We start from the raw sequence: 26206 nt of genomic DNA, 5'->3' as shown, positions 1-26206 counted from the left end.
CCCGGGCCGCCAGAAGTCGACCCGGGCCTGTTGTCGCAGTTATTTGACCTCGGTCACCGTGAGCTTGCCGTTGACCCGGTCGGCGACGAACTCGATCGATGCACCTTCCTTGAGTTTTTCCTGCACGACGTCATCGCCGATCCGGAACACCATGGTCATGGCCGGCATGTCCAAGTTCTTCAGTTCCTCATGGTCGATCGTCACCTTGTTCGCCTTGGCGTCGATCTTCTTGACGATGCCCTTGGTGAACTCGGCCGCCTGCGCGGGAAGCGCGACGATGACGGTGGAAACGGCGAGCGCGAAGGCTGCGAACAGTTTGCCTGCGATGTTCATGATTTTGATCCTTTCCTCTTGGTCGGGGTTACTTCTTCACGACGTCGAGCGGGCCGTGCATGCCGGCGTCGTAGTGGCCGGGCACCAGGCAGGCGAACTCGAAGGTGCCGTCATTGGTGAAGGTCCAGTAGATGTCGCCGGACTTGCCGGGTTCGAGCCGGATGGCGTTCGGATCGTCGTGCTCCATGTCCGGGAACTTCTCCATGGTGATCTTGTGTTCCTGGATCGTCGCCTTGTCGTCGAGCACGAACTCGTGCGCGAGTTCGCCGGCGTTCTTGATGGCGAAGTGAACCGTCTGGCCCTGGCGAACCTTGATGGTCGAGGGCGTGAAGATCATCTTGCCGTCGTCGGTTTCCTTCATGGTGACGCGGATCGTCTGGGTCGCCTTCTTCTTATCGCCGGCTTCGCCGACCGACACCTTGCCATGGCCGCCTTCGTGGGTGCCTGAAGCAAGTGCTTGGGTGGAAAGGGCGGAGGCGACAACGAGCGCCAGAGCGAATGCTGATTTCTTCATCTTATGGTTCCTGATGGATTTGAAAGAGGTCATTGCAGTCAGCCGTCCTTTCACGGTTTCGGCGCGATCACGGTCTTGGCATCGTTTGCCCGCGTCGCGTCCGGCACGGCGCCGGTCCACTCGAAGGCTTGCGTTCCCGGCGGGTTTTTGTACCAGCCGGGGTCGCTGTAATCGCCGGCGGAGATGCCTTCGCGCACCTTCACCACCGAGAACATGCCGCCCATTTCCAGCGCGCCGTGTGGACCCCAGCCGGTCATCATCGGGATCGTGTTTTCGGGGAGCGGCATTTCCATTTCACCCATGTCGGCCATGCCGGCCGTGCCCATGGGCATGTAGTCGGGCGCGACCTTGCGGATCTTCTGCGTGACCGACTTCTTGTCGACGCCGATGAAGGTGGGGATGTCGTGGCCCATCGCGTTCATCGTGTGGTGCGACTTGTGGCAATGGATCGCCCAGTCGCCCTCGTATTTGGCGTCGAACTCGTAGGCGCGCATGGCGCCGACAGGAATGTCGATCGTCACTTCCGGCCAGCGCGCCTCCGGCCGCACCCAGCCGCCATCGGTGCAAGTCACTTCGAAATCGTAGCCGTGCATGTGGATCGGGTGGTTGGTCATGGTGAGGTTTCCGACCCTGACCCGCACGCGGTCGTTCTTGGAAACGACCAGCGGATCGATGTCCGGGAAGATCCGGCTGTTCCAGCACCACATGTTGAAGTCGGTCATTTCCATGATGCGCGGAACATAGGTGCCGGGATCGATGTCATAGGCATTGAGCAGGAACACGAAGTCGCGATCGACGCGCATGAAGGCCGGGTCCTTCGGGTGGACCACGAAGAAGCCCATCATGCCCATGGCCATCTGCACCATCTCGTCGGCGTGCGGGTGGTACATGAAGGTGCCAGACTTCACGAGATCGAACTCGTAGACATAGGTCTTGCCGACGGGAATATGCGGTTGCGACAGGCCGCCGACGCCATCCATGCCCGAAGGCAGGATCATGCCATGCCAATGGATGGTGGTGTGCTCCGGCAGCTTGTTGGTGACGAAGATCCGCACCCGGTCGCCTTCCACCGCCTCGATCGTCGGGCCCGGCGACTGGCCGTTATAGCCCCAGAGATAGGCGGTCATACCGTCGGCCATCTCTCGCTCCACTGGCTCGGCGACAAGGTGGAACTCCTTGACGCCGTTGTTGATGCGGTGCGGCAACGTCCAGCCGTTCAAGGTGACGACCGGATTATAGTCGGGGCCGCTTGTCGGCACGAGCGGCTTCTGGGTCTTGGCATTGTCCATGCTTGCCGCTTCGGGCAGGCCGGAGTTGGAGGTTTGCGCCCAGGCGGCAGTTGAAACCAGGGCTGCGCCAGCGCCGAGAAAGTGTCTTCTGTTGAACATGATCTTATTCCTTCTCAATGCCCGGCAGCGCCGGCTTCCGCTGCGGCGGGTGCAGCTTCTGCTCCGCCGGATCCACCCGAGCCGCCGCCGTTGATCGCGGTCACGAGATCGGCGTCGGCGAGCCAGAAATCGCGCTTGGCGTTGACGGAGAGAACAGTCGAGTTGACCTTCGCCTGCACATCAGCCAGGAGCTCGAAAGTGCTGGTGATCATGCCGTTGTAGCTGAGCGTCGCCTCCTCCTCGATCTTGGTGCGCAGCGGTACGACGCTGTTGCGGTAGTGGCGGGCAATCTCGTAGCGCGAGCGATAGGCCTCATAGGCAGAGCGGGCCTCCGAGCGGATGTTGACCGCCTTTTCCGCCAGAAGGTTTGCCGAGCGCATGTGCGCAAGCTCGGCCTTGCGCATGCGCGCGTTGCCGCTGTCGAAGATCGGGATGACGAATTCGAGCTCGAACTGGCCCGTGGTCTCGACCTCGGTGCCATGATCCTCCTTCTCCCGCTCCGCTTCCGCTCCGGCGACAAGCTGAAGGTCCGTGACGAGGCGCGTTGCCTCGGTGAGCTTAAAGGATTTCGCCACAGCCTCCAGATCGAGACGGGCGATCTGCAGGTCGACGCGGCGTTTCAGCGCCTCCGCCTCGATGCTGTCCTTGCGCACGAGCGTTTTCGGCAGGTCCGGCAAGCGGTTCGGGACCTGGTAATCAACGTCGGTGCCCCAGAGACCCATCAGCCGTGTGAGGTTCTCCTTGGCAAGCCGTGCGGCGAGCCGCGCCTCGGCCGCTTGCCCTGCGAGTTCGGCATTGAAGACGTGCTCGCGCGCCTGTGTGCCCTTGCCCATGGCACCGGTTTCGCCGAGCTTGGCGGCAAGTTCCGAGGACGCGTCGGCCGCGACCTGCGCCCGACTGAGTTGGGCAACCGTTTCCCATGCCGCGACCGCTTCAATCCAGGCCCGGCGGGTTTCCGCCGCAAGCTCCAGCGTGCTGAGTGCTGCTGCGAGCTGCGCCTGGCGGAAGCGCGTGTCGGCAATTGCGATATTTCGATCGCGTGTCAGGAGCGCCAGGATGTTGGTCGTGACCAGACCTTCGATCGCGCGATAGGCGCGAAGTTCGGGCGTGCCGATACCGGTGGTGCCGATCGAGACGGTGGGGTTGAGGAAGAGCGTCGCCTGCCAGGCATCCGCCGATGCGTCGCCGAGATCGGCATAGGCAGCCTGCAGGCCCTTGTTGTTGAGAAGGGCGACCTGGACGGCGGTATCTGCGTCGACAGTCTTGCGCTTCAGGAGCGCCTTGACCTCGGCGTTGACCTTGTCGGCCTGTTCGCGGTTCTGGATCCAGACGCTTCTTTTCGTCGTTGCGGTCGCGACCTTGGCGTCAACAGTCGTAAAGCCCGCATCCTTGGCCGAATATTCAGCATTGGTCGCGCAGCCGGCGAGCACGAGCGGCAGGCCGATGAGGGCCGCGAACTTGATCTTGCGGGTCACCGTCATGACGCGTCTCCCTTCTTGGGTGACTGGGCGTCGTTCAAGGGGACCCAAGGCTTCGGGCCGGTCGGCTCGCGATGGGTGTAGCCGACGACGGGACTTCGATACTGGATGCTCCTTATCCCGCTCGTGCTGTCTGCGGGATCGCCAAGGCTTGAAACCTCGGCAGGCAAGGTGGCAGCGCATCCGCCCAGAACGATGGGCAGGAGCGCCATGGAAAACAATCGTTTCATGGTTCAACCTGAAATGTGAATGACTGGAAATCGACGGCCGTCCGGTCAAAACCGGGCGGACTTGAATGCTGCGCGTCTCATAGGGCGCGCGCGTCGTCGCGACAGGGCGATCGTCTGCACGTCGCATCAGGCCGCTTCCGGCCCATGAGAGGCAGCGTCGTCTTGACCGCGAGACCGGTCAGAATGTCACGAGATCAGGATCTTGGAGGGCGATGCAGTCCGGCAAGCTCACCGGGCGTAAGCTGTGATTGCGGACCGAAATAGCGAATGGAGTGCGGGAAGTATGGTTGGCGCTCGCCGGCGTCCGCTAGCACTGCGACCGCGGCGCAAAAGGCTTTGCAGCAGTCCTTCTTGTCGACCTTGCCGTTGTCCGACGAGGTCTTCATCTTGCCCTTGTCGGCGCTGAGGCAATGCTCGCTCATGGCTTGCATGCCGTCGCCGGAGGCTTGTTCGAGCTGCATGGCGCCGTGCGCTGCGGCGTGCGTCATGCCGGACGCCGTGGAAAGGGGCAGCAGCGCCAGCGACAGCATGACCGCCAGCTTCAGCACAATCAGCAAACGCAGATATGTGGTTCGCACCTTTTCCATGATCGATCCGTAGAAACGCTCGTGATTCCTGTCAATGCAACTTGAACCTGGCGGCGTCACGAATGCGTGAGACTTTGCCAAGCGCATGAAATTCCCTCAGGCCTGCCGCCGGCTGCGTACCGGATCGATGCCACCTGCACCAAAACGTGCAGGCTCGGCCTGCTTCGCCGGGGCGTTCCCCGCATCGGCGAGATCGTCGAGAATGGGACAGTCCGGGCGTCCGTCGCCGTGGCAGTTGGCGGCGAGGTGCTTCAGCGTCCGGCTCATCGCCTTCAGTTCCTCCGCTTTGCGCTCGAGGATCTCGACATGTTCGAGCGCGATCTTCTTGACCTCGCCGCTGGCGCGCCCGCGGTCGCGCCAAAGCGCCAGGAGGTCGGTCATCTGCTCGACTGTGAAACCGAGATCGCGCGAGCGGCGGATGAAGCGCAGCGTATGGACGTCGTTGTCGCCGTAGTTGCGGTAACCGGCATCGCTGCGATCGGCCGGTGGGATCAGTCCGATCGTCTCGTAGTAGCGGATCATCTTGGTTGAGACGCCGGAGGCGCGTGAGGCTTCGCCGATGTTCATGATTTCCAATCCCTTGGCCGCATTGATCTTTTCTTTGAAGATATAGGCACTCTCCCCGGTTTTCGCTACGGCGTAGCGCCGACCGGGGAGAGGCTTGGTGTTACGCCGCCTGGCTGGCGGCGACCGGACGAAACGCTCTGAGGCGCAGCGCGTTGCCGAGCACGAAGACGCTCGACAAGGCCATGGCGCCAGCCGCAAAGATCGGCGACAGCAAGAGACCATAGGCCGGGTAGAGCGCGCCGGCTGCAACCGGGATCAGCACCGCATTGTAGGCAAAGGCCCAGAACAGGTTCTCCTTGATGTTTCGGATCGTCGCCTTGGACAGAGCGATCGCGTTCGGCACGCCGAGCAGATCGCCCGACATCAGCACCACGTCGGCGCTTTCGATTGCGACGTCCGTGCCGGTGCCGATCGCCAGCCCGACATCGGCTTCGGCGAGTGCCGGAGCGTCGTTGATGCCGTCGCCGACGAAGGCAACGGCGCGCCCGCCCTGCTTCAGCGTCTTCAGCGCTGCGACCTTACCGTCGGGCAGGACCTCGGCGATGACCTCGTCGATGCCGAGCTTGGCGGCAATGGCTTCAGCGGTGCGACGGTTGTCGCCGGTGATCATCGCGACCTTGAGGCCGAGATCATGCAACATGCGGATTGCCTGCGGCGTCGTTTCCTTGATCGGGTCGGCAACGGCGATGATGGCTGCGAGCTTGCCGTCGATCGCCGCATAGAGCGGGCTCTTGCCTTCCGAACCGAGGCGGGCCGCCTGTTCGGCAAAGGCCGAGACGTCGAGCTTCAGTTGTGCCATCAGCCTGTCTGCGCCGACATGAACGGTGCGGCCCGATACCTCGGCGCTGGCGCCGAAGCCGGGAATGGCCTCGAACTTTGCCGGCTCGGCGATTGCAATGCCCTTCGCCTTGGCCGCCTCGACGATCGCTTCGGCGATCGGGTGCTCTGAGCGGGTTTCGACCGAGGCGACCAGTGCCAGAACGGTGTCGCGATCGAAACCTTCGGCGGTGTCGAGGTCTGTCAGTTCCGGCCGTCCCTTGGTCAAGGTACCGGTCTTGTCGACGGCGATGACCGCGGCATTGCGCAGCGTCTGCAGCGCCTCGCCCTTGCGGAAGAGTACACCCATCTCGGCAGCACGACCGGTGCCGACCATGATCGACGTCGGGGTGGCAAGGCCCATGGCGCAGGGGCAGGCGATGATCAGCACTGCGACGCCGTTGACGAGCGCGAAGGTCAGCGCCGGATCCGGGCCGAAAACCAGCCAGATGCCGAAGGTGATCAGTGCAACGGCGATGACGGCGGGCACGAACCAGGCGGTGACACGATCGACCAGCGACTGGATCGGCAGCTTTGCCCCTTGCGCCTGCTCCACCATGCGGATGATCTGTGCCAGCACCGTGTCTGCGCCGACCTTGGTGGCGCGGAAGGTGAAGGAGCCGGTCTTGTTGATGGTGCCGCCAACCACTTCGCTGCCGGCTATCTTTTCGACCGGCACCGGTTCGCCCGTGATCATCGATTCATCGACGTAGGAATTGCCGTCGATGACGCTGCCATCGACCGGGACACGGTCGCCGGGGCGCACGACAACGGTGTCGCCGGACTGCACGTCCGACAGCGGCACTTCGACGGTTTCGCCGTTGCGAACGACGCGGGCAGTTTTTGCCTGCAGGCCCATCAGGTGCTTGATCGCCTCGGAGGTCCGGCCCTTGGCGCGCGCCTCAAGAAAGCGGCCAAGAAGGATCAGCGTGACGATGACCGCAGCCGCTTCGTAATAGACGTTGGCCGTGCCGTCCGGCAGAAGGTCTGGTGCAAAGGTGGCGACCACCGAGTAGATCCACGCGGCTGACGTACCGATCGCGACCAGCGAATTCATATCCGGTGCGAGGCGGAAGAGGGCAGGCACGCCCTTCTGGTAGAAGCGCAACCCGGGGCCGAAGAGCACAAGCGTCGTCAAGACGAACTGCAGATACCAGCTTTCCTGCATGCCGATATTTGTCATAACGAAGTCGTGCACGGCCGGGATGAAGTGCGAGCCCATTTCGAGCACGAAGATCGGCAGCGTCAAGGCGCCGGCGATGAGCAGAGAACGTGCGAGGTTTCGGGTCTCCTGTTCGCGCTTTTCGCCTTCGCGGTCGACGCTTTCGTCACCGGTGATGTGCTTGGCGGCGTAGCCTGCAACACGAACTGCCTCTTCCAATGCGGCGGCTGTCGCGATCCCCTTCGTCACGCGGACGGAGGCGCGTTCGGTCGCCAGATTGACATTGGCTTCCGTGACGCCTGGAACTGCCTTCAGCGCCTTCTCGATGCGGGCAACGCAGGAGGCGCAGGTCATGCCTTCGATGGTCAGTTCAATCGTGTCTTCGGCGGCGCCATATCCGGCGTTCTCGATCGCCTTGACGATGTCGGCCGATTTCGTGCTCGCGTCGAAGCGCACGTCGGCGCGTTCGGTTGCGAGATTGACCGAAGCCGAAGTGACGCCGGGCACCGCCTTAATCGCCTTTTCGACGCGTGACACGCACGATGCGCAGGTCATGCCTTCGACGGGGATACTGGCGCTCAGCACAGCCACCGAAAGTTCCTCGGTGTTGTTTGTTCTGATGGGGGTCACAGATCCCATGGTTGCGCTCCTTTCACATGCATTTATCGCAAGATGGGGCTTCCAACGATGGGAAGGTCAAGAGCGTTGTTGTATTTTCCGTTCGACGGCGAACGGTGGCGGTAAACAGGACGATGAAGCGGCCACGGCGCCCCTTTCGTCTGTCGCGCGATGAAGTGTCTACGGCGCGTGGAAAACGGGCAAGACTTCGCTACCAAGCTCGGTCATGACGTCGCGCAGGTCGCGTCCGGTGGCAGACAGGGCGAACGAAACGTGGTGCGTGCCGCTGTCGCGCATGGACTTCAGGAGATCGAGAAGGGCGCGCCTGCCGACGCGATAGCCGAGCGGCAACACAGTCGCTCCCTCATTCGGATCGGCGCTCAGATCGAGTTTGGTCGTCACGCCAAAGGCGCGGAATGCGCCGGCTGCATCCCGCGCGACCGCTTCACGCCACATGGCGTAGCGTGCCCTCTGGCCCTCCGGTTCGCGGTGGTAGGTCATCCATCCCAGCGCGTGGCGGGCGATCCAGTTGACGCTTTGGCTGCCGGAGCCGACCGCGAGCAATGGAATGTCGGATGTTGTCACGGGCAACAGCAAGAAATCGGGCGCCCCGGGTGTGGCGAGATCGGGCAAAACTTGCGATGGCAGACCGACGGCCGCGGCGACCGTTTGCCAATTCCGTTGGAAGAGTGCGCGCCGTTCTTCTGTGTTCTTGCCGAATGCCGCATATTCGCCCGGGCGGTCGCCGGAGCCGAGCCCGAGAAGAAGTCGGCCCTGCGACAGGGCGCTCACGGATACGGCCGCCTTGGCGATGTGCAGAGGGTGGCGCAAGGTCAGCACGATGGCCCCCGTTCCGAGCGCGATCCGCTCGGTCTGCGTCGAGAGCGCGCCGAGGAACGCCCAGGGATCGAGATGCCCGACCGGATCGGGGTAGTCGACGCTGTTGAGCGGAACGTCGCGCACCCAGAGCGCCCGAAATCCGAGCGCGTCGGCAAGCTTGGCGAGATCGAGCTGCTGGCGGACGTTGGCCACGGTTTCATCCGCCTTCATCAGAGGCAGTGAAAGCCCGATCGAAAGTGCGCCATCGCTAAACACGCGCCCAGCCACGTCAGGGCTCGTGTAGCTGGTCTCGGCCATTTCCGTTTCCCTGATTGTTTTGGCAGATGGGTTTCAGCTCACTGCGAGACTGGCTGGCCCTGCAAGCGTCCCGGGTTTGCCTCGGACCTCTTTTGAAAATGGGTGAGGTCTACTCGGCAATCAAGCCGTCGAAGACTTCGAGCATCGCGTCGCTGATTGCTTTTCCAAGGGCTGCTGCGGTTTCTGCCAGCTGCTGTTCGTTCATGTCACGCACGGCGACAGCGAAGGCCGCGCCTTCGATCGTCATGATTTCCTGTGCTCGCTCGATAGCCCAGAGGGCGAAATCGCTGCGGCCGTTGATTTCCACGGTGTCCATGTCATCTCCTGTTTGTTTGAGCGGCTGTCTTATCGCGGAAGCACTGGATGCGATATGCCGAAGTTGGTGACGAATCGACTGGCCGCAGCCTGGCGTCCTTGTTCCTGCCTCGGATACCGATGTAGGTTCTCGACCCAAGAATGCTTGAAAGGTTCCAGATGGTCACCGTGCCGGTCGTCAAAGTCAGGGTTCCCGCGTCCGCTGACCCTTGCCACAAAGGGACACTCACGATCGGGGACTGGGTCGTTCCCTGCGTCGTCGGACGTGCCGGCCTCGTTTCAGCCGGTCTCAAGCGAGAGGGCGACGGTCGAACCCCGATCGGCGTTTTTCCGTTGCGCTACGGTTTTTTCAACCCGTCGTCCCGACCGCATTTTCCAGGCGATCTCGCCTTTCCGTTCGTTCCCGCATCCGGCGACATGATCTGGGAGGAGGCCGAGCCGAACTACAACCGGTTGGTCTACGCGGACGACGGCGAACGCATGGGCGATCGGCTGACGCGCGAGCGCACAGAGCCGCTGTTCGACGTCATCGTTCCCATCGGATTTAACGATTCCGTCGCCAGGATGAATGGCGGCAGTGCCCTCTTCATCCACGCGGCAAGGGCAGACTTCACGGGCACGGCAGGGTGCGTGGCGGTCGCCGCCGGCGATGTCATGGGCCTGGTCCGGCGACTGAGGCCCGGCATGCTCATCGACATTGATTTTGAACCCGGTTGCAACGTGTCTGAGCCGGCCGACGAACAAGCTCCAATCGAGCTCGTCCGGTTCTCCGCGCTGCAGCCCGGGCCCAAATTGCTCGTCACAGGCGCGGTCCACGGCAACGAAACCTGCGGGCCGGATGCCATCGCGCGGGCGATCATGGCGTGCCGGATTGGCGCACTTTCCGTGCGTCGCGGCGAGGTGACGTTCGTCCGCGTGGTCAACGGCAAGGCCTATCGGCAGGGAACGCGCGAGGGCGATCGAAACCTGAACCGCGACCTGCGCGAAGCAACGATCGAACGGGATAACGAGGATCGGATCGCAAACAGGCTCTGCCCCTTGCTGCGCGAACATGATGTCCTGCTCGATATCCATTCCTATCGCTCGGCCGGGGAGCCTTTCGTGTTCCTCGGGCCTGAAAACAGCGCGACAGGAAACCAGCCCTTCACCAAGGCGGAGCCGGAGACGAGCCTCGCCTTAAGGCTTGGCCCCTCCCTGATCCTTCACGGTTGGCTCGACGCCTACGCCAAGTCGATTGCCGAACAGGCGCGACACGGCGGAACCGGAAACGCGTTGTCGCATGCCGTCGGGACGACGGAATACATGCGCTTCAGTGGAGGCTACGGGGTTACGCTGGAGTGTGGCCAGCATGACGATCCGGAAGCGGTCGAGGTCGCCTACCAGGCAATTGTGAGCGCCATGGCCCATCTCGGGATCATCGAAGCGCCAGCGCCGGAACCGGTTCGCCCCAGGGGCATTCACCTCGTTGACGTCGTTCTCTGCCTGTCACCGGGGGACCGTCTCGAGAGGGACTGGCGCACAGGCGACCCCGTCGCTACGGGGCAAACCATCGCGCGTCGGGCGTCCGGCGAGGCTGTTGTCGCGCCGAGAGACGGGTTTGTTATCTTTCCCGACGCTGCTGCCAAACCGCTTCAGGAGTTGTTCTACTTCGGCGTTGCGAGCGACCGATTCAGCTGATCACGCGGTGCGTCCACGGGCATCGTCAAGCAGGCGGAAGAGGGCTGCGGCCTTCACTTCCACATGGTTCGCATGCGGGCGCCGACATCGATGCGGATCTGCCGGGCGCTGCGTTCGCCGGCGGCCGCCGAGACTTTCGGCCAGGTGGTCGACACGAAAAACTGCAGGAGCGTTGCTGGGATGAACCGCGTCCGGGAGGCATAGACGTGACGGTCGCCCTGTGCATTCTGCCCGTGGGTGAAGAACCTTTGCGGCGTGATCAGCGAGAGATTGTCACGCGCCCTGGTCATGCCGACATAGAGCAGCCGGCGCTCCTCCTCCAACTCCGCGGTCGTTCCCACGCCGAGATCGGAGGGAATGCAGCCATCGACGACGTTGAGCATGAAGACCGAGCGCCATTCCTGGCCCTTGGCCGAGTGGATGGTCGAGAGGATCAGATAATCCTCGTCGAGAAGCGGAACCCCCGCCTGGTCGCTGGTCGCATCCGGCGGATCGAGGGTCAGTTCCGTCAGGAAGCGCTCGCGGCTCGGGTATCCCGCGGCGATCTGCTCCAGTTGGATGAGATCGGCCTTGCGGGTCTCCGGGTCTTCGTGGATGCGATCGAGGTGCGGCTCGTACCAGGCGCGGGCCGTGCCGATTTCGCTCGGCCAGCCGGACCCGGATTTCCGGAGTCCTGAAATGAGCGTGACAAAACCCGACCAGTCGTCCCCGGTCTTGGGAGGGGCGGGGATTTCTGCAAGGGCTGCCAGCGGTTCCGGATCGGCGGCAATGGCGTCGAGGATCTTGCCCGCCGTTTGCGGACCGATGCCCGGTAGCATCTGCAGCAGACGGAAACCGGCCACACGGTCGCGCGGGTTCTGGGCAAACCGCAAGACCGCCAGGAGATCCTTGACGTGGGCGCTGTCGAGGAATTTCAGCCCGCCGAATTTGACGAACGGAATGTTGCGCCGGGTCAACTCAACCTCCAGCGTGCCGCTGTGGTTGGACGATCGAAACAGCACCGCCTGCTGTTTGAGAGCGATTCCGACCTCCCGATTGGCGAGCACCTGATCGACGATGTAGCCAGCCTGATCGGCTTCGTCCTTGACCGAAACGAGGAATGGACGCTGTTCGGATTGCCGGTCGGTCCAGAGGTTTTTCGTGAACCGCTCCCGCGCAAGCTCGATCACGCCATTGGCGGCAGCCAGGATGGGCTGCGTCGAGCGATAGTTGCGGTCGAGCGTGATGACATCGGCCGGGTCCGGCGAAAAGCCCTTCGGGAAATCGAGGATGTTGCGAACCGTCGCCGCCCGAAACGAATAGATCGATTGCGCGTCGTCTCCGACGACAGTCAGCCCGCTGCCATCCGGTTTCAGCGACATCAGGATGGAGGACTGGAGGCGGTTCGTATCCTGGTACTCGTCGACGAGAACATGATCGAAGCGGCCGCCGATATCTTCGGCAAGCTCCGGGGCCGAAACCATCTGCGCCCAGTAGAGAAGCAGGTCATCGTAGTCGAGCACGTTCTGTGCCTGCTTGGCTTCGACGTAGCCGGAAAACAGTTCTTTGAGTTGCGGCTCCCAGTTGGCAACCCAGGGGAAGGCCGACTTCAGCACGTCGGCGAGCGGGGTTTCGGAATTGACCGCGCGCGAATAGATGGCCAGGCACGTGCCTTTCGTCGGAAAACGGCTTTCGGTCTTGGAAAACCCGAGTTCGTGGCGAACGAGGTTCATCAGATCGGCGCTGTCTTCGCGATCATGGATGGTAAAGTCGACATTGAGGCCGATCTGTTCTGCGTAGATGCGCAACAGCCTCGCGCCGATCCCGTGAAAGGTGCCCGCCCAGGCAAGGGCGTCTGTCATCAGGGCAGCGTTGCTGCCGAGCACCTGACGACAGATCCGCTCGACCCGGCGCGACATCTCCGAGGCGGCCCGTCGTGAAAAGGTCATCAGCAGAATGCGCCTGGGGTCGGCGCCGTTGACGATCAGGTGCGCGACGCGATGGGCAAGCGTATTGGTCTTGCCCGAACCTGCGCCGGCGATGATGAGTAGCGGGCCCCCGACCTGGCCTTCAGGCAATCCGACGCCATGGACCACCGCTTCGCGCTGGCGATCATTGAGCTTTTCCAGATAGGCGGCACCCATAAATTCCTCGAATTCCGACAGCTTCCTGTTGCGATGGCGCCCGGTCCTTTTCAGTTGGGGCGTATGACCGTCGCCGGTGTTCGCGACCGCGTTGTAAGACGAAGCGGAACATAGTGGGAACTTATCAAGTCAAGGCGACACTGAAAACCCGCAAAGTGGTCTCGATCGACGCGCAGAGGGAGCGATGGTGGGTTGAGGTGGGGCCAGGACATGGCTATGTCGTGCGCCACGCACCCTCCAAGAAGCATAAGGCCAATCGGGATGATCCCAGACTTTCTTGTTACGCATTCCGGTGGTTTCCACGCCGACGAACTTTTGTCCTCCGTCATTCTCACCAAGCTGTTTCCGCAGGCGCGTCTTGTCCGCAGCCGTGCGGCGGAATGGATCAAGCCCGGCGCCGACCGCATCATTTACGATGTCGGCGGGCAATATGACGCCGCAGCCGGGATATTCGACCACCACCAGCGTGGCGCGCCCGTGCGAGAGGACGGGCAGCCCTACAGCTCGTTCGGACTGATCTGGAAGCACTTTGGCCGCGACTATCTCGCCGCATCGGGCGTTCCTGAAGACCATATCGACCCGGTGCATGCCGCCTTCGATGCCCGCTTCGTGTTGCCGATCGATCTGGTGGACAATGGTGCGCTTGACCCTTCCGTTGCAGGGCCGCTCGCCGGCGTCACGCTGCCCGTTCTTTTGGAAACCTTGAAACCCGTTTTCGACGAGGCTGGTCCGGAAGCTGATGACCGCGGCTTCCACGCCGCCCTGGCGATCGCCCGCGCGCTCGTCGAGGCGAGTGTGTCGCAGCGCGCCGCAAAGCTGCGCGCCGAGGCGCTCGTGCTCAAGCAAATCGCCCTTGCCGGCGAGGGGCGGATCCTCGAACTGCCGAGAGGAATGCCCTTTCGTCCTGCCATTGTGAAAGCTGGCGCCGATCACTTGCTGTTCGTCGTTCATCCGCGTGAGAATGACTGGTGTCTGACGGGAATTCGCAAGGCCGACGAGGGCTTTGAGCTGCGCGCAGACCTGCCGGCGGCCTGGGCTGGCCTGACCAATGGCGCGTTGGAGGTGGCTTGCGGCGTAGCGGGCGCGAGCTTCTGCCACAATGGCCGCTTTATCGCGGCTGCCGCGACGCGCGAGGCAGCGCTCGCCATGGCCGAGTTGGCCGTAGCAGAAGCCGTTTCGGTTGCGGCCGGTTCGTGATGTAAGCTGGCGTGCCGGGCGGTGTCCGGCGGGCGGCAGGATGAATTCCGCCGCTCTCCTCCACGGAGGAGGGCGAGGCTGGCCCATACCCTGTCGATGCAGAAATGCCGTTGCGATTTAAATCTATGCACTGCATAGATTTTTGTGTCGATTTTGCCGGAGAGCGCCGATGTCTTTCGCAAGCCTTGCCATGTATGTCAGTCCGCCGCCCGTCCGGGAGGCAACACGGCAATTCTGGGAGGGCCTGGGTGAGCGGCTTCGCGCAAGCGGCCTTGATGCACCGAGCGCGCTCGACGAGGACGTGCCCTATAACGAGGCGTGGTTTCGCTCGGACCTGCTGTTTGGCCAGACCTGCGGCTATCCCTATGTCCAGCACCTTCGGGGCAAGGTGCAATTGGTGGCGACGCCAGCCTACCAATTGCCCGGTTGCGACGGTCCGCTTAAGTGCAGCTTTGTCGTTGTCAGGGTCGGCGCGTCGATAGCCTCGATCGAGGACCTGCGGGGTGCGCGCGCGGCAATCAACGAGCCGGGCAGCAACTCCGGCTACAACCTGTTCAGGGCCTTTGTGGCACCGCATGCGATCGACGGGCGCTTCTTCTCGTCGGTCATCGAGACCGGCGGGCATCTGGCAAGCATCGATGCCGTTTCGAGCGGGACGGCCGACGTTGCGGCCATCGACTGCGTCACCTACGGCAACATCGCCCGCTTCGATCCTGAGCGCGTGGCCGGCATACGAATTCTGGCGAAGACGGCGAAGGGGCCCGGTCTGCCGTTCATTACTGCCGCTTCGACCCCGGCAAGGGACCTTATGATCCTGCGCCGTGCCCTGGCAGAGACGATCGCAGATCCAGCAACCGCCCACATCTGCGACACCCTTTCGCTTGGCGGCATCAGCCTGCTCGGCGACACCGATTACGAGGCGCTGGCCGCGTTGGATCGGCAGGCGGCGGGGCAGGGATATCCAGAGATCGCCTGAGATCGGCGGGTTCGGCAAGAGGCATGTGACCTGAACGGCAGCCGGCCCGGTTGCCCTAACACCCTCGCTTGCCGTGTATCCTCAGAACTTTCGGGCGCACCAATGCGAATTCGGCAAAGTAGACTACAAAAAACATAGAATAAATATTTCAACTTTGCGTCGTGTCTCGCTACCGGTTTTCCGGTGTTCGGCCCTTTCTCGCAAAGCCATGCGGCGCGGCTGCAAGCAAGGTGCCGCTATGTTGGTGGTTGAAATCTATCGCTTTTTCGCTTTCTGGGAATCCCCTTATGCCCAACCGCTCGTCGGCCGACGCTCTTCCTCCGCAAACAGCCTTGTCCGCCATTGCCCGCATCGAATGGCAGACCCTGACACTTGCCATTGTCATCTATGCCAGCTTCCTGGCGCTCACCTGGTTCTGGCAATCTCTTCCGATCGCAGTCGTCGTCGGCCTCGGCGGTTGGCTGATCGCATGGCACGGCTCCCTCCAGCACGAGGTCATTCATGGGCACCCCACCAGAAGCCAGCTCATCAACGATGCCATCGGCTGGCCGCCTTTGTCGCTGTGGCTGCCCTATGCGATCTATCGCGAAGGTCACCTGACGCATCACCGCGACGAACACCTGACCGATCCGATCGAAGACCCGGAGTCTTCCTACTTCACTCAGGCGGCCTGGGATAAGATGGGGCGCGTAGGTCGTGGCCTTGCGGCCTGGAACACCACCCTCTTCGGTCGGCTGACGCTTGGTCCACTGGTGATGATCATCAGCTTCCTGGCGCAGGAGGCGGCGGTGCTCAGGAAGGGTGACCGCGCGCGGGCGACCCTTTGGATCCGTCACGCCCTTGGCGTTTCCGCCATCCTGGTCTGGGTCATCGGCGTGTGCGACATGCCGCTCTGGCTCTATCTTCTCGGCTTCGTCTATCTTGGAGCGGCGCTAACCAGATTGCGCTCCTATGCGGAGCACCGTTACGCCGAAAATCACGACGAACGCACGGCCATCGTCGAAAACAGCGCGTTGTTCGGCTTGCTGTTTCTCTACAACAACCTGCATGTGCTGCACCACCAGCGTCCGGGCCTGCCTTGGTACCGGATACCGCTGCTCTATCGCAAGCACCGGGGCTCGCTGCTTTCGATCAATGGCGGCCTGATCTACGATGGCTACCTGGACGTTGCGCGCCGCTACCTCTTCAAGCCGCATGACGACCCGCGCCACCCCCGACATCGACAGCCCGTTCGCGTTGGAACTCCAACCGACCGTGCCAACGAGCAACCGATACCGGAGTGGCACGCAGTCGTGGAGTGATGACCTTAAGGTCACTTACTCGTGAACGAATGAGGTCGCGCCTATTTGCCAAACCCCGCAGTTGTGCGGGGCCTCTCGTTTTGCCGTTGTGGTAGTTTCCCCGCATGAGAACTCAAAGGGGAGGCTGAAAATGCCGGGCACGTTTTCTACCGCCGACATGGACGCCATAAGGCACGAGCACGAGGAATGGTGTCTCGCGAACGGTGTCGATCCGAACAGCGCTGCAGGCATAGGCAAGGCGATGCACATGCTCGCGGACTATAAAGGCAGTGCGAGCAAAGGCAGTGGCAGCCGGCAATCACCGCACCAATCGAACACAAAGCGTGTAAAGGCCCACGCCTGAGCGCAGGGCCCCCACACGCGGACCGCGCTCCGGTGACCGCGTCGGCACCGCGTTCGCCGCGGGTTTCATGCGCGATGCGGCTCAGAGATTTTCCTTCAGCAGGACTTCGATACGGATCTTGTCCTGTCCGGAGTGCGGTTCGCGCGCGTCGGCGCGGGCGCGCATGATGCGGATCGCGCTTCTGACCGCATGTCCGGGATCCTGCGCAATCACCGCATCGATATGCTCGTCGCGCAAGCCGCTTTCGCTGAACGGCGTGCGCTCGTGGACCACCACCGTCAGCGGCCGCAGATCCGTGTAGGAGGCAGCACCCTCCAGGGGTATCCGCGCCTCCGAACTCAAAACGTAAATCGAGACAACATCCCGGTTTCTTTGCAGAATGCGGCTGAGCACCTGCGCGGCCCTCCGCTCGTCGCCATGGGTCTCGACCGAGGGAAGACACTGAAGATTGGGAAATTGCGAATTGATGACGTTGTCGAAACCGAAGCGGCGCTGAATGCTGTCCAGCGACTGCATCGTCTCGGCGACGATCAGCACCTTTCCGGCTTTTCCGCCGACGAAGCGGCCGATAATTTTTGCGGCGGTTGCACCGGCGGCGAAGTTGTCGACGCCGACGAAATCGGCCGTCGGGAGTTTCTCCTGGCCGGACAAGAACTGCACGAATTTGATGCCGCGTTCGATCAGTCGGCCGATCGCGTCGCGGACCTGTGGCGATTCAGGAGCCATCAGGGCAACGCCGTCGATCTCGTTTTCGTCCACTTCCGACAGGTACTTCGCAACCTTGTGCGGATCGTCGATGGGGATCTGGACGACATCGAGATCGACGAGGTCGCCTTTCATGATGCCGCGCGCGTCTTCCACCCGATGGATCAGTTCCGCAAGATAAAGATCACCGGTCGTGGGCAGAATGAAGCGGAACCGGTAGCTCTTGTTCCGGGCAAGGCTGACTGCGGCCGGATTCCGAATGAATCCTATTTTTTCAATGGTTTCGTTCACCTTGCGAACGGCCTTTTGGCTCACGTTCGGGCGATCGTTGAGGACGCGGTCCACGGTTGCGAGGCTTAACCCCGCCGCCTCAGCAAGATCTTTGGCTGTCGGCCGCATGCGGAACTCCTGATGTCATTACCTCACAATCTACTCCATCAAAACCGATCTGAAATCAAGAATTGATGTGCGCACCTCAGAAATCGCTTGCACTGAGGTGCGCACCTCAGTTATGAATCATTCAGCGAAGGACGCAGGCTCTGAGTGAGGCCGTGCGCACCGCTAGTGCCAAGAGGATTTCAGGTACGCCAACCGCCCGGCTCGGGCGTTTTCCTTCTGATGGAGGTCGGAAGGTACAAGGGGAGGAGAACCCAATGATGAAGCAGATTCTATTGAGCTCCACAGTTGCGATCGGAGCGTATTTCGCCGTTTCGGGTGCGGTCGGCACCCATGCTCAGGCCGCGGAACTGACCCTTTGCTGGGCCGCCTGGGATCCGGCCAACGCGCTGGTCGAATTGAGCAAGGACTTCGAGGCCAAGAGCGGCAACACGATGAAGTTCGAATTCGTGCCGTGGCCCAACTTCGCCGACCGGATGCTCAACGAGCTGAACTCCGGCGGCAAGCTCTGCGACCTGATGATCGGTGACAGCCAGTGGATCGGCGGTGCCGCAGAGAACGGCCAGTACATCAAGCTGAATGATTTCTTCGACAAGGAAGGAATCAAGATGGACGACTTCATTCCGGCAACTGTGGTCGGTTACGCCGAGTGGCCGAAAAACACGCCGAACTACTGGGCGCTGCCGGCCTTTGGCGACGTGGTCGGCTGGACCTACCGCAAGGACTGGTTCTCCCGCCCCGAGCTGCAGGCGGAGTTCAAGCAGAAATACGGCCGTGATCTGGCCGTGCCGAAGACTTTTGCCGAGCTCAAGGACATTGCCGAATTCTTCCAGGGCCGCAACATCGACGGCAAGACGGTTTATGGCGCCGCCATCTATACCGAGCGCGGATCGGAAGGCATCACCATGGGCGTGATGGACGTGCTCTACAGCTTCGGGTTCGAATACGGCAACCCGAAGAAGGCTTATGAACTCGATGGCTTCGTCAATTCGCCAGACGCGGTCAAGGGTCTGGAATACTACAAGGCGCTCTACGACTGCTGCACGCCTCCCGGCCATTCCGACGCCTACATGTCGGAGGACATCGACGCCTACAAATCCGGCCAGGTCGCCCTGCAGATGAACTTCGCCTTCACATGGCCGGGCATCCACGTCGATGCCAATGTCGGCGGCGACAAGTCAGGCTATTTCCCGAACCCCGCCGGACCGACCGGTATCCAGTTCGCACAACTCGGCGGGCAAGGGATTTCGGTCGTCGCTGCGTCCGACAAGCAGAAGGAAGCGCTTGATTACATCAAGTGGTTCGCGCAGCCCGAAATCCAGAAGAAATGGTGGTCGCTCGGCGGCTACTCGGCTTTGCGATCGGTCGTCGAGGACCCGGGCTTCGCCACGAGCCAGCCCTATGCGCAAACCTTCCTCGATTCGATGGCGATCGTGAAGGATTTCTGGGCCGAACCGTCCTATGCGTCCCTGCTTCAGGCTTCCCAAAAGCGTTTCCACGACTATGTGGTTGCCAAACAGGGCACGGCGCAGGATGCGCTTAACGGTCTCTCCGAGGACTGGAAGGCCATCTTCGAGGACGAAGGCAAGTACTGACGCATAAAGGCCGCCGCCTCCCGGCGGACAGCGTCCGTGCAGGACCGGTCCTAAACCGGCTCCGGCCCTGCATGCCATCGTCGCAATGCCCAAGGGGAATAGCATGCTCCATTCTTCGATCGATCGCGCTGCGCACGCGACGCCGCCGGCGGTTGCGCAACGGATCAAAGGCCTGTCGGACCGCGCAATCGCCTGGATCTTCGTGGCCCCGTCCATTGTGCTTCTGCTCGCCATCAACATTTTTCCGCTGATCTGGACGATCCGGCTGAGCTTCACCAACTTTCGGGTCAATCGCCCCAATGCCGAGGTCACGTTTGTCGGGCTGAAGAATTATATCAGCATCCTGACCGACGCAGACATCTGGCAGACGATGCAGGCGACAGCGCATTTTCTGATCTGGACGATCGTCCTTCAGGTCGTGATCGGTTTCTCTCTGGCCTACCTGATCAACAAAAAGTTCCGCGGCAACGACCTGTGGACGACGATCATCGTGCTGCCGATGATGCTGAGCCCCGCGGTCGTCGGCAACTTCTGGACATTTCTTTATCAGCCGCAGATCGGTCTCTTCAATTATGCCGTCGGCTTCCTGACAGGAGCGGACCCCTCCAGCTTCTCGATGATCGGCGACACCTCGCTGGCGCCCTGGGCGATCATCATCGTCGACACCTGGATGTGGACGCCGTTCGTGATGCTGATCTGCCTGGCCGGTCTGCGTTCCATTCCAAGCAGCATCTATGAGGCGGCGGAATGTGACCGCGCCAGCAACTGGCGCCAGTTCTGGACGATCACCATTCCGATGGTGCTGCCGTTCCTGATGCTCGCCATCCTTTTCCGCGGCATCGAGAACTTCAAGATGTTCGACCTGGTCGTGCAGCTGACAGGTGGCGGACCCGGCTCGATCACCGAGCTGACGTCGATCAACCTGAAGCGTGAAGCCTTCGAGAAATGGCGGACCGGATACGCTTCCGCCTACGCCGTGATCCTCTTCGTGACCGTCTTCGGCCTGGCGTCGATCTATGTCAAAGCGCTCAACAAGGTGAAGCAGAGATGAGCAGCTATTCCGTAACTGAGCCATCCGCGCGACAGAAATGGTTCGCAGGCTCCCTCGTGGTGCTCTACGCGGTGATCACCATCCTGCCGCTTCTCTGGATCATCGGGACGAGCTTCAAGTCGCCATCGGATGCGATCGCCTATCCGCCGAAGACATTCTTCCAGCCGACGCTTGAAGGCTATGTGAACCTGTTCACGACCCGCACCCGCGTCACGGAAGAACAATTGAAGGAAATGGGCGAGCCGACGACCTGGTATGATCGGCTGGTGCGCAAGGATGGGTTGATCATCGCAGGCCCGTCACGGTTCTCCGAACGCTTCTACAATTCCGTCATCATCGGCTTCGGCTCGACGGTGCTGTGCATCGTGCTGGGAACGGCGGCGGCCTACGCCTTCTCGCGCTTCAAGGTGCCACTGAAGGACGACCTGCTGTTCTTCATCCTTTCGACTCGCATGATGCCGCCGATCGCAGTTGCGATCCCGATCTTCCTGATGTTCCGCTCGCTCGGGCTCAACGACACCCATGCCGGCATGATCCTGCTCTACACGGCGGTGAACCTGTCCTTGTCGGTCTGGCTGCTCAAGGGCTTCATCGATGAAATACCGATCGAGTATGAAGAGGCAGCGCTGATCGACGGCTATACCCGCTTCCAGGCCTTCTACAAGGTGGTGCTGCCACAGGCTGCGACCGGTATCGCGTCGACCGCGATCTTCTGCCTGATCTTTGCCTGGAACGAATACGCCTTTGCCGTGCTTCTGACATCAGGCACCGCGCAGACGGCGCCGCCCTTCATCCCGACGATCATCGGCGTTGGCGGCCAGGATTGGCCGGCGGTCGCTGCCGGCGCCACCCTCTTCCTCGTCCCTGTCATGGTGTTCACGATCCTTCTTCGCAAGCACCTGTTGCGCGGCATTACCTTCGGAGCGGTTCGAAAATGACAGCATTCCTCAACCAGTTGCTTCGCCTTCGCCGCGGGGCGTGGGAGATGGTGGCATCGGTCCTCATCGCGCTCGGCGTGGTCATGCTTATGCAGCCGCTGTCCCTCACGCTCTATTCCTTCTCGTTTCTCGTGACGCTGACCGGAACCGTGATGTTCATCATCGTCAGCCATTTCCCGGAGTAGGCCAAATGGCACAGATCAGAATTGAGAATGTGCGCAAGGAATTCGGGGCGTTCACCGCCGTCCAGTCTTCGACGTTCACCGTGGAAGACGGCGAGTTCTTCATGCTGCTCGGCCCCTCCGGCTGCGGCAAGACGACGACATTGCGCATGATGGCGGGGCTCGAACTGCCCACCAGCGGCCGCATCTATATCGGCGGCGAAGAAGTCGGCATGAAGCGCGCAAGCGAGCGCGACATCGCCTTCGTCTTCCAGATGTTCGCGCTTTATCCGCACATGAACGTGCGCAAGAACATTTCCTATCCGCTGGTCAGCCAGGGGATGAAGAAGGCAGACGTCACTGCGCGCGTTGCCGAGGTCGCAAAGATCCTGAGGATCGAGAGCATTCTCGACAAGCCGGTCGGCGGGCTCTCGGGTGGCGACCGCCAGCGCGTTGCGCTCGGTCGCGCGATCGTCCGCAATCCCAAGGCCTTCTTCATGGACGAGCCGTTGGGCGCGCTCGACGCGGAGTTCCGCGAACATATGGCGGGGGAGCTGCGGGCGCTGCACGACCGCATGGGCGCCACTACGGTCTACGTCACCCATGACCAATTGGAAGCCATGCAGATGGGCGACAAGATCGTCGTCATGAACCACGGTGTGACCGAACAGTTCGGCCGCCCGCAGCAAATCTACGACTGGCCGGCAACGAAGTTCGTCGCCAAGTTCATAGGCTCTCCGCCGATGAACTTTCTCGAGTTCGACGGCATGATCGGTATCGGCGGCGAAAGCATCGATCTCTCGGGCAAGACGGTCAGGGTGCCGGCGTCGCGCGAAGGCAGGGCCGGCGCCCTGACACTCGGCGTTCGGCCGGAGCACATTCGTTTCGACGATCACTCCACCTATCGGGGGCGCGTCATCGCCGCCGAATATCTCGGAACGACCCAGATTGTCACGCTCGATACGCCCAATGGTGAGCTTAAGGCGCGCACGCCGTCGAGCCAGGCCGCCCGCACCGACGAACTCATCGGTCTCGATTTCGACGACAGGACACTGACGCTCTTCAATGCCGAAACGGGCCGTGCTCTCGTTTCGCAAGCCAACGAGGGAGTGCTTCGCCGTGGCTGAAGTCATCCTGCGAAATGTAACGAAAACCTTCGGCGGGCATGCGGCGCTCGACGATGTGTCGATGACGGTACCGGACGGGTCGTTCGTCGTGCTCCTGGGACCGACAGGGGCCGGAAAAACGACGACGTTGCGCATGGTTTCGGGTCTGGACACGCCTGATCGTGGCGAGATCTATATCGGCGGAATGTCGATGCAGGGAATGACGCCGGCCCAGCGCAACGTCGCGATGGTGTTTCAGCAGTATTCGCTCTATCCGCATCTGTCGGTTCGCCAGAACCTGGAGTTTCCGCTGAAATCGCCGCTCTTGAAAACGCCGCAGAAGGTGATTGACGAGAAGGTCAACGCGATTGCCGAGGTGCTGCAGATTTCGCACAAGCTCGACAACAAGGCGACGGCCCTGTCCGGCGGCGAAATGCAGCGCGTGTCGATCGGGCGGGCGCTCGTGCGGAACCCGCAAATTTACCTGATGGACGAGCCGCTGAGTTCGCTCGATGCGAAGCTTCGGGCCGATCTGCGTATCGAACTGAAGAACATCCAGGCAAAGTCCGGCGCAACGCTGCTCTATGTCACGCACGACCAGATCGAGGCGATGACCATGGCGACGCATATCGGCGTGCTGGAGGAGGGCAGGCTGGTGCAGTTCGGCTCGCCGAGGGAAATATACGAGCAGCCGGTCAGTGTCTACGTGGCGAGCCGTCTCGGCCAGCCGCGCATCAACGTCCTGCCTGCCAACCTGTTTGCGGGTGCCCCTCAGAAGGCAAAGTCAATCGGCCTGCGTCCCGAGCACATCGTTCAGGGCAGCGGCGAGGACGCGCTCGTCACCCGGGTCGAGCATCTCGGCGACCAGACGCGTCTTCATCTCTCCTTCAAGCACCACGATCTCGTGACGGTGACGGACCCCCAGACCGGGTTCCGCGGCGGAGAGACCATCAAGATCCAACCAAACAACCCGCTGTTCTTCGACGCAGCGGGAATGCGTATCGTTTAGGGAGGCGAGCATGAATCAATTCATCAACCGCAAGGAAAATGCGGTGACCGAGGCCATCGACGGGGTTCTTGCCGCATCCGGCGGTGCACTCACGCGCCTCGACGGATATCCGCACATTCGCGTCGTCCTGCGTTCCGATTGGGACAAGGGCGAGGGCAAGGTTGCTCTCGTCTCCGGTGGCGGCTCGGGTCACGAGCCTGCGCATATCGGTTTCGTCGGCAAAGGCATGCTGACGGCAGCGGTCTGCGGCGATGTCTTTGCGTCGCCGAGCGTTGACGCGATCCTTGCGGGCATTCTGGCGGTCACGGGGCCGGCCGGTTGCCTGCTCATCGTCAAGAATTACACGGGCGACCGGCTGAACTTCGGCCTCGCAGCCGAACGCGCTCGCGCCTACGGTCTCAATGTGAGTATGGTGGTCGTCGACGACGACATCGCGTTGCCCGACCTGCCACAGCCGCGCGGCGTTGCTGGCACCCTGTTCGTTCACAAGATTGCAGGCGCCCTGGCCCAGCGCGGCGCCGATCTGGACACGATCGCCAGCGCTGCGCGCAAGGTCATCTCCAATACGAGCACCATCGGCATGTCGCTCGATACCTGCACGGTCCCGGGGTCTCCGAAGGAGCACCGCATCCCGGAAGGACATGCAGAGCTCGGGCTTGGAATTCACGGCGAGGCCGGCGTCGAGCAGGTCGAGTATACCGACGCTAAACAGGCCGTTGGCGCCATGGTCGGGCGGCTCCGGGCTGCGATGGACGAGAGGCCACATGTCGCGCTCGTCAACAATCTCGGCGGCACGTCGGTGCTTGAGATGTCGGTTCTTGTCCATGAACTCGCCCTCTCCGCAATCGGCAACAGCATCGCGCATCTGGTCGGGCCGGCTGCGATGATGACATCCCTCGACATGCGCGGCTTCTCGATATCCGTCTATCCGGCCGACAAGCTCGAGTTGGAACTTCTGTCGGCGCCCGTCTCCCTTCCGGCCTGGCCGGGTGTAACGGCGGTCAAGCCGGTTTCGGTGATTGCCCTTCCGGACGGACTGACCCCGATCGCGCCGTTGCCGTCTAGGCACGAACCGACGCGGCAGTTTCTTGTTTCATGCTGCAACCTGCTGATCGGTGCCGAAAAGGAACTGAACGCGCTCGATGCCAAATCCGGGGACGGCGACACCGGGTCGACGCTGGCCGGTGCCGCACGGGCGCTGATCGACGCTCTCGACCGTCTGCCGCTTTCCGACCATACGCAGCTCTTCCGCGCCATTGGACAGGAATTGAGCCAGACCATGGGCGGGTCCTCAGGCGTGCTTCTCGCAATATTTTTCGCGGCCGCCGGAGACGGCGCGTCCAGCGGGCTCTCCATCGGGGAGGCGTTGAAGGCGGGTCTCGCGCGCATGCAGGAAATCGGCGGCGCGCGGATCGGCGACCGCACCATGGTCGACGCACTTTCTCCGGCATTGGACGCGCTCGATGAGAGCGTTTCAGCCGCCGCAGAGGCGGCCCGTGCCGGGGCGAACCTGACGGCGACGCTGGTGCGGGCCAAGGCGGGACGAGCAGCCTACATCAATGCCAAGCAACTCGAGGGGCATATCGATCCGGGGGCTGAGGCCGTGGCACTTCTGTTCGAGCACCTGGCGGACCGCCCGGCGCCCGTCGCAAACCGACCGGTAACTGCTACCGCCGGATGAACCGACGTTCGCGCGTCAAAAACGAAACGCCCCGGCGTCGCCGGGGCGTTCTGCTTGGGAGGTCGGTAGATTGCGCCGTTGGCGTCAGGCCGGGCGGCTATCGTAGCCAGCAGCTTTCAGAGCGTCAGCGATCGGGCCGGAGAGCGCGGCCGAATCGACGCTGACTTCGCGATTGCCGAGATCGACCTTGATCGTCGCCTGCGGGTCGACGCTCAGGATTGCCTTTTGCACGGCACCGGCGCAGTGGCCACAGGTCATGTTGTCGATCTTCAGGTTCTGCATGCTTGTCTCCTTCGTTTCGTTGTGAGAGAAATATGGCGTTTCCCACCGTTGGAAGGTCAATAGGCCATTTCAACATATTTTTTGCCGGTTTTCTCGCTGCCGCGCATGGCAGCGAACACGCAAAACGCACCGTTTCGGCACCGGCTAATGCTCCGAAAAATTTGAAAGTCTTTCATCATCGATCCCGGGAATGGACGGCTAGCGGACGGGCTCGGGAAGTCGCACAATCCGAAGGCTGTGCAAAAGGCACTCGCGTCGTCTGAAAGAGGGCGGACGATCGCCAGCCGGCACGAAGCCTTAAACGTAGCGATCGCTCCGGATAATTCCGGGCGTTCGAAATGCACTGGTCGGGAACTGGAGGAGACGGTTTCCCGGTCACTGTCGTTCGGCTGCGTCGTGGTGACGCCGCCAAGGGAGGAAAGATGTTTGAACGACTATTCAAGCTGAAAGAGCATCAGACGACGGCGCGCACCGAGGTGATCGCCGGTATCACGACATTCCTGACGATGTCCTACATCAT

Annotated in this window: 25 protein-coding genes; 12 read left to right on the top strand and 13 right to left on the bottom strand. The window is 62.0% G+C overall.

What is annotated here, in order from left to right; translation table 11 throughout:
- Positions 1–39: 39 nt before the first annotated feature.
- The 10 genes from VGO04_RS29630 to VGO04_RS29585 form a co-directional block, all read right to left on the bottom strand.
- Positions 40–333 (bottom strand): copper-binding protein, encoded by a 294-nt coding sequence (locus VGO04_RS29630; RefSeq protein ID WP_327499558.1) that lies wholly within the window; start codon positions 331–333, stop codon positions 40–42.
- A gap of 28 nt (positions 334–361) precedes the next feature.
- Positions 362–847: a cupredoxin domain-containing protein gene (locus VGO04_RS29625; RefSeq protein WP_327499557.1), complete on the bottom strand. Its 486-nt coding sequence runs from the start codon at positions 845–847 to the stop codon at positions 362–364.
- A gap of 50 nt (positions 848–897) precedes the next feature.
- Complete coding sequence (locus tag VGO04_RS29620; protein WP_327499556.1) at positions 898–2235, bottom strand: copper oxidase; 1338 nt, start codon at positions 2233–2235, stop codon at positions 898–900.
- A gap of 14 nt (positions 2236–2249) precedes the next feature.
- A complete protein-coding gene (locus VGO04_RS29615; protein WP_327499555.1) occupies positions 2250–3716 on the bottom strand; it encodes a TolC family protein in 1467 nt (488 codons plus the stop codon).
- Positions 3713–3943 (bottom strand): hypothetical protein, encoded by a 231-nt coding sequence (locus tag VGO04_RS29610; protein ID WP_327499554.1) that lies wholly within the window; start codon positions 3941–3943, stop codon positions 3713–3715. The genes VGO04_RS29615 and VGO04_RS29610 overlap by 4 nt, the downstream gene beginning before the upstream one ends.
- Positions 3944–4137: 194 nt before the next feature.
- A complete protein-coding gene (locus VGO04_RS29605) occupies positions 4138–4530 on the bottom strand; it encodes a hypothetical protein (protein WP_327499553.1) in 393 nt (130 codons plus the stop codon).
- 96 nt (positions 4531–4626) lie between these two features.
- Positions 4627–5097 carry a Cu(I)-responsive transcriptional regulator gene (gene cueR, locus VGO04_RS29600; protein WP_327499552.1) on the bottom strand — a complete coding sequence of 157 codons (471 nt, stop codon included), beginning with the start codon at positions 5095–5097 and terminating at the stop codon, positions 4627–4629.
- A gap of 100 nt (positions 5098–5197) precedes the next feature.
- Entirely contained in the window at positions 5198–7630 is a 2433-nt protein-coding gene (locus tag VGO04_RS29595) for a heavy metal translocating P-type ATPase (protein WP_414650627.1), read from the bottom strand.
- Positions 7631–7873: 243 nt separating this feature from the next.
- Positions 7874–8830, bottom strand: a complete 957-nt coding sequence (locus VGO04_RS29590; RefSeq protein ID WP_327499550.1) for a TIGR03571 family LLM class oxidoreductase — start codon at positions 8828–8830, stop codon at positions 7874–7876.
- A gap of 109 nt (positions 8831–8939) precedes the next feature.
- Positions 8940–9146: a hypothetical protein gene (locus tag VGO04_RS29585; RefSeq protein WP_327499549.1), complete on the bottom strand. Its 207-nt coding sequence runs from the start codon at positions 9144–9146 to the stop codon at positions 8940–8942.
- Positions 9147–9286: 140 nt separating this feature from the next.
- Between VGO04_RS29585 and VGO04_RS29580 the strand changes: the two genes are divergently transcribed.
- The gene (locus tag VGO04_RS29580) at positions 9287–10822 is read left to right on the top strand and encodes a L,D-transpeptidase family protein (protein WP_327499548.1); all 1536 of its coding nucleotides are present in this window, start codon (positions 9287–9289) and stop codon (positions 10820–10822) included.
- A gap of 53 nt (positions 10823–10875) precedes the next feature.
- On the opposite strand, the gene VGO04_RS29575 is transcribed toward VGO04_RS29580, so the two are convergent.
- Positions 10876–12945 carry an ATP-dependent helicase gene (locus VGO04_RS29575; RefSeq protein ID WP_327499547.1) on the bottom strand — a complete coding sequence of 690 codons (2070 nt, stop codon included), beginning with the start codon at positions 12943–12945 and terminating at the stop codon, positions 10876–10878.
- A gap of 261 nt (positions 12946–13206) precedes the next feature.
- Between VGO04_RS29575 and VGO04_RS29570 the strand changes: the two genes are divergently transcribed.
- The 4 genes from VGO04_RS29570 (at position 13207) to VGO04_RS29555 (ending at position 16762) form a co-directional block, all read left to right on the top strand.
- A complete protein-coding gene (locus tag VGO04_RS29570; protein WP_327499546.1) occupies positions 13207–14142 on the top strand; it encodes an MYG1 family protein in 936 nt (311 codons plus the stop codon).
- 169 nt (positions 14143–14311) lie between these two features.
- Positions 14312–15118, top strand: a complete 807-nt coding sequence (locus VGO04_RS29565) for a phosphate/phosphite/phosphonate ABC transporter substrate-binding protein (RefSeq protein ID WP_327499545.1) — start codon at positions 14312–14314, stop codon at positions 15116–15118.
- Positions 15119–15405: 287 nt separating this feature from the next.
- Positions 15406–16419 carry a fatty acid desaturase gene (locus VGO04_RS29560; protein WP_327499544.1) on the top strand — a complete coding sequence of 338 codons (1014 nt, stop codon included), beginning with the start codon at positions 15406–15408 and terminating at the stop codon, positions 16417–16419.
- 130 nt (positions 16420–16549) lie between these two features.
- Entirely contained in the window at positions 16550–16762 is a 213-nt protein-coding gene (locus VGO04_RS29555) for a hypothetical protein (protein ID WP_327499543.1), read from the top strand.
- A gap of 81 nt (positions 16763–16843) precedes the next feature.
- Here the strand turns inward: VGO04_RS29555 and VGO04_RS29550 are convergent, their stop codons facing one another.
- Positions 16844–17866, bottom strand: a complete 1023-nt coding sequence (locus VGO04_RS29550; RefSeq protein WP_327499542.1) for a LacI family DNA-binding transcriptional regulator — start codon at positions 17864–17866, stop codon at positions 16844–16846.
- A gap of 257 nt (positions 17867–18123) precedes the next feature.
- Between VGO04_RS29550 and VGO04_RS29545 the strand changes: the two genes are divergently transcribed.
- The 7 genes from VGO04_RS29545 to VGO04_RS29515 all read left to right on the top strand — a co-directional run bounded on the left by VGO04_RS29545 (position 18124) and on the right by VGO04_RS29515 (position 25404).
- Entirely contained in the window at positions 18124–19458 is a 1335-nt protein-coding gene (locus tag VGO04_RS29545; RefSeq protein WP_327499648.1) for an ABC transporter substrate-binding protein, read from the top strand.
- Between the two features lie 103 nt (positions 19459–19561).
- Positions 19562–20509, top strand: a complete 948-nt coding sequence (locus VGO04_RS29540) for a sugar ABC transporter permease (protein WP_327499541.1) — start codon at positions 19562–19564, stop codon at positions 20507–20509.
- The gene (locus VGO04_RS29535; RefSeq protein WP_327499539.1) at positions 20506–21447 is read left to right on the top strand and encodes a carbohydrate ABC transporter permease; all 942 of its coding nucleotides are present in this window, start codon (positions 20506–20508) and stop codon (positions 21445–21447) included. The genes VGO04_RS29540 and VGO04_RS29535 overlap by 4 nt, the downstream gene beginning before the upstream one ends.
- Positions 21444–21632: a hypothetical protein gene (locus VGO04_RS29530; RefSeq protein ID WP_327499538.1), complete on the top strand. Its 189-nt coding sequence runs from the start codon at positions 21444–21446 to the stop codon at positions 21630–21632. The genes VGO04_RS29535 and VGO04_RS29530 overlap by 4 nt, the downstream gene beginning before the upstream one ends.
- 5 nt (positions 21633–21637) lie before the next feature.
- On the top strand, positions 21638–22735 hold the full coding sequence (locus tag VGO04_RS29525; protein WP_327499537.1) for an ABC transporter ATP-binding protein: 1098 nt from the start codon (positions 21638–21640) through the stop codon (positions 22733–22735).
- Positions 22728–23723, top strand: a complete 996-nt coding sequence (locus VGO04_RS29520; protein WP_327499536.1) for an ABC transporter ATP-binding protein — start codon at positions 22728–22730, stop codon at positions 23721–23723. Before VGO04_RS29525 ends, VGO04_RS29520 begins: the two co-directional genes overlap by 8 nt.
- Before the next feature lie 10 nt (positions 23724–23733).
- Positions 23734–25404, top strand: coding sequence for a dihydroxyacetone kinase subunit DhaK (locus VGO04_RS29515; protein ID WP_327499535.1), 1671 nt, complete (start codon positions 23734–23736; stop codon positions 25402–25404).
- Positions 25405–25488: 84 nt separating this feature from the next.
- Here the strand turns inward: VGO04_RS29515 and VGO04_RS29510 are convergent, their stop codons facing one another.
- On the bottom strand, positions 25489–25686 hold the full coding sequence (locus tag VGO04_RS29510) for a heavy-metal-associated domain-containing protein (RefSeq protein ID WP_327499534.1): 198 nt from the start codon (positions 25684–25686) through the stop codon (positions 25489–25491).
- Positions 25687–26206 lie beyond the last annotated feature (520 nt).

It is taken from the genome of Ensifer sp., from assembly GCF_035999185.1.
GTDB lineage: Bacteria > Pseudomonadota > Alphaproteobacteria > Rhizobiales > Rhizobiaceae > Ensifer.
This window is presented reverse-complemented; position numbering and strand designations above follow the sequence as displayed.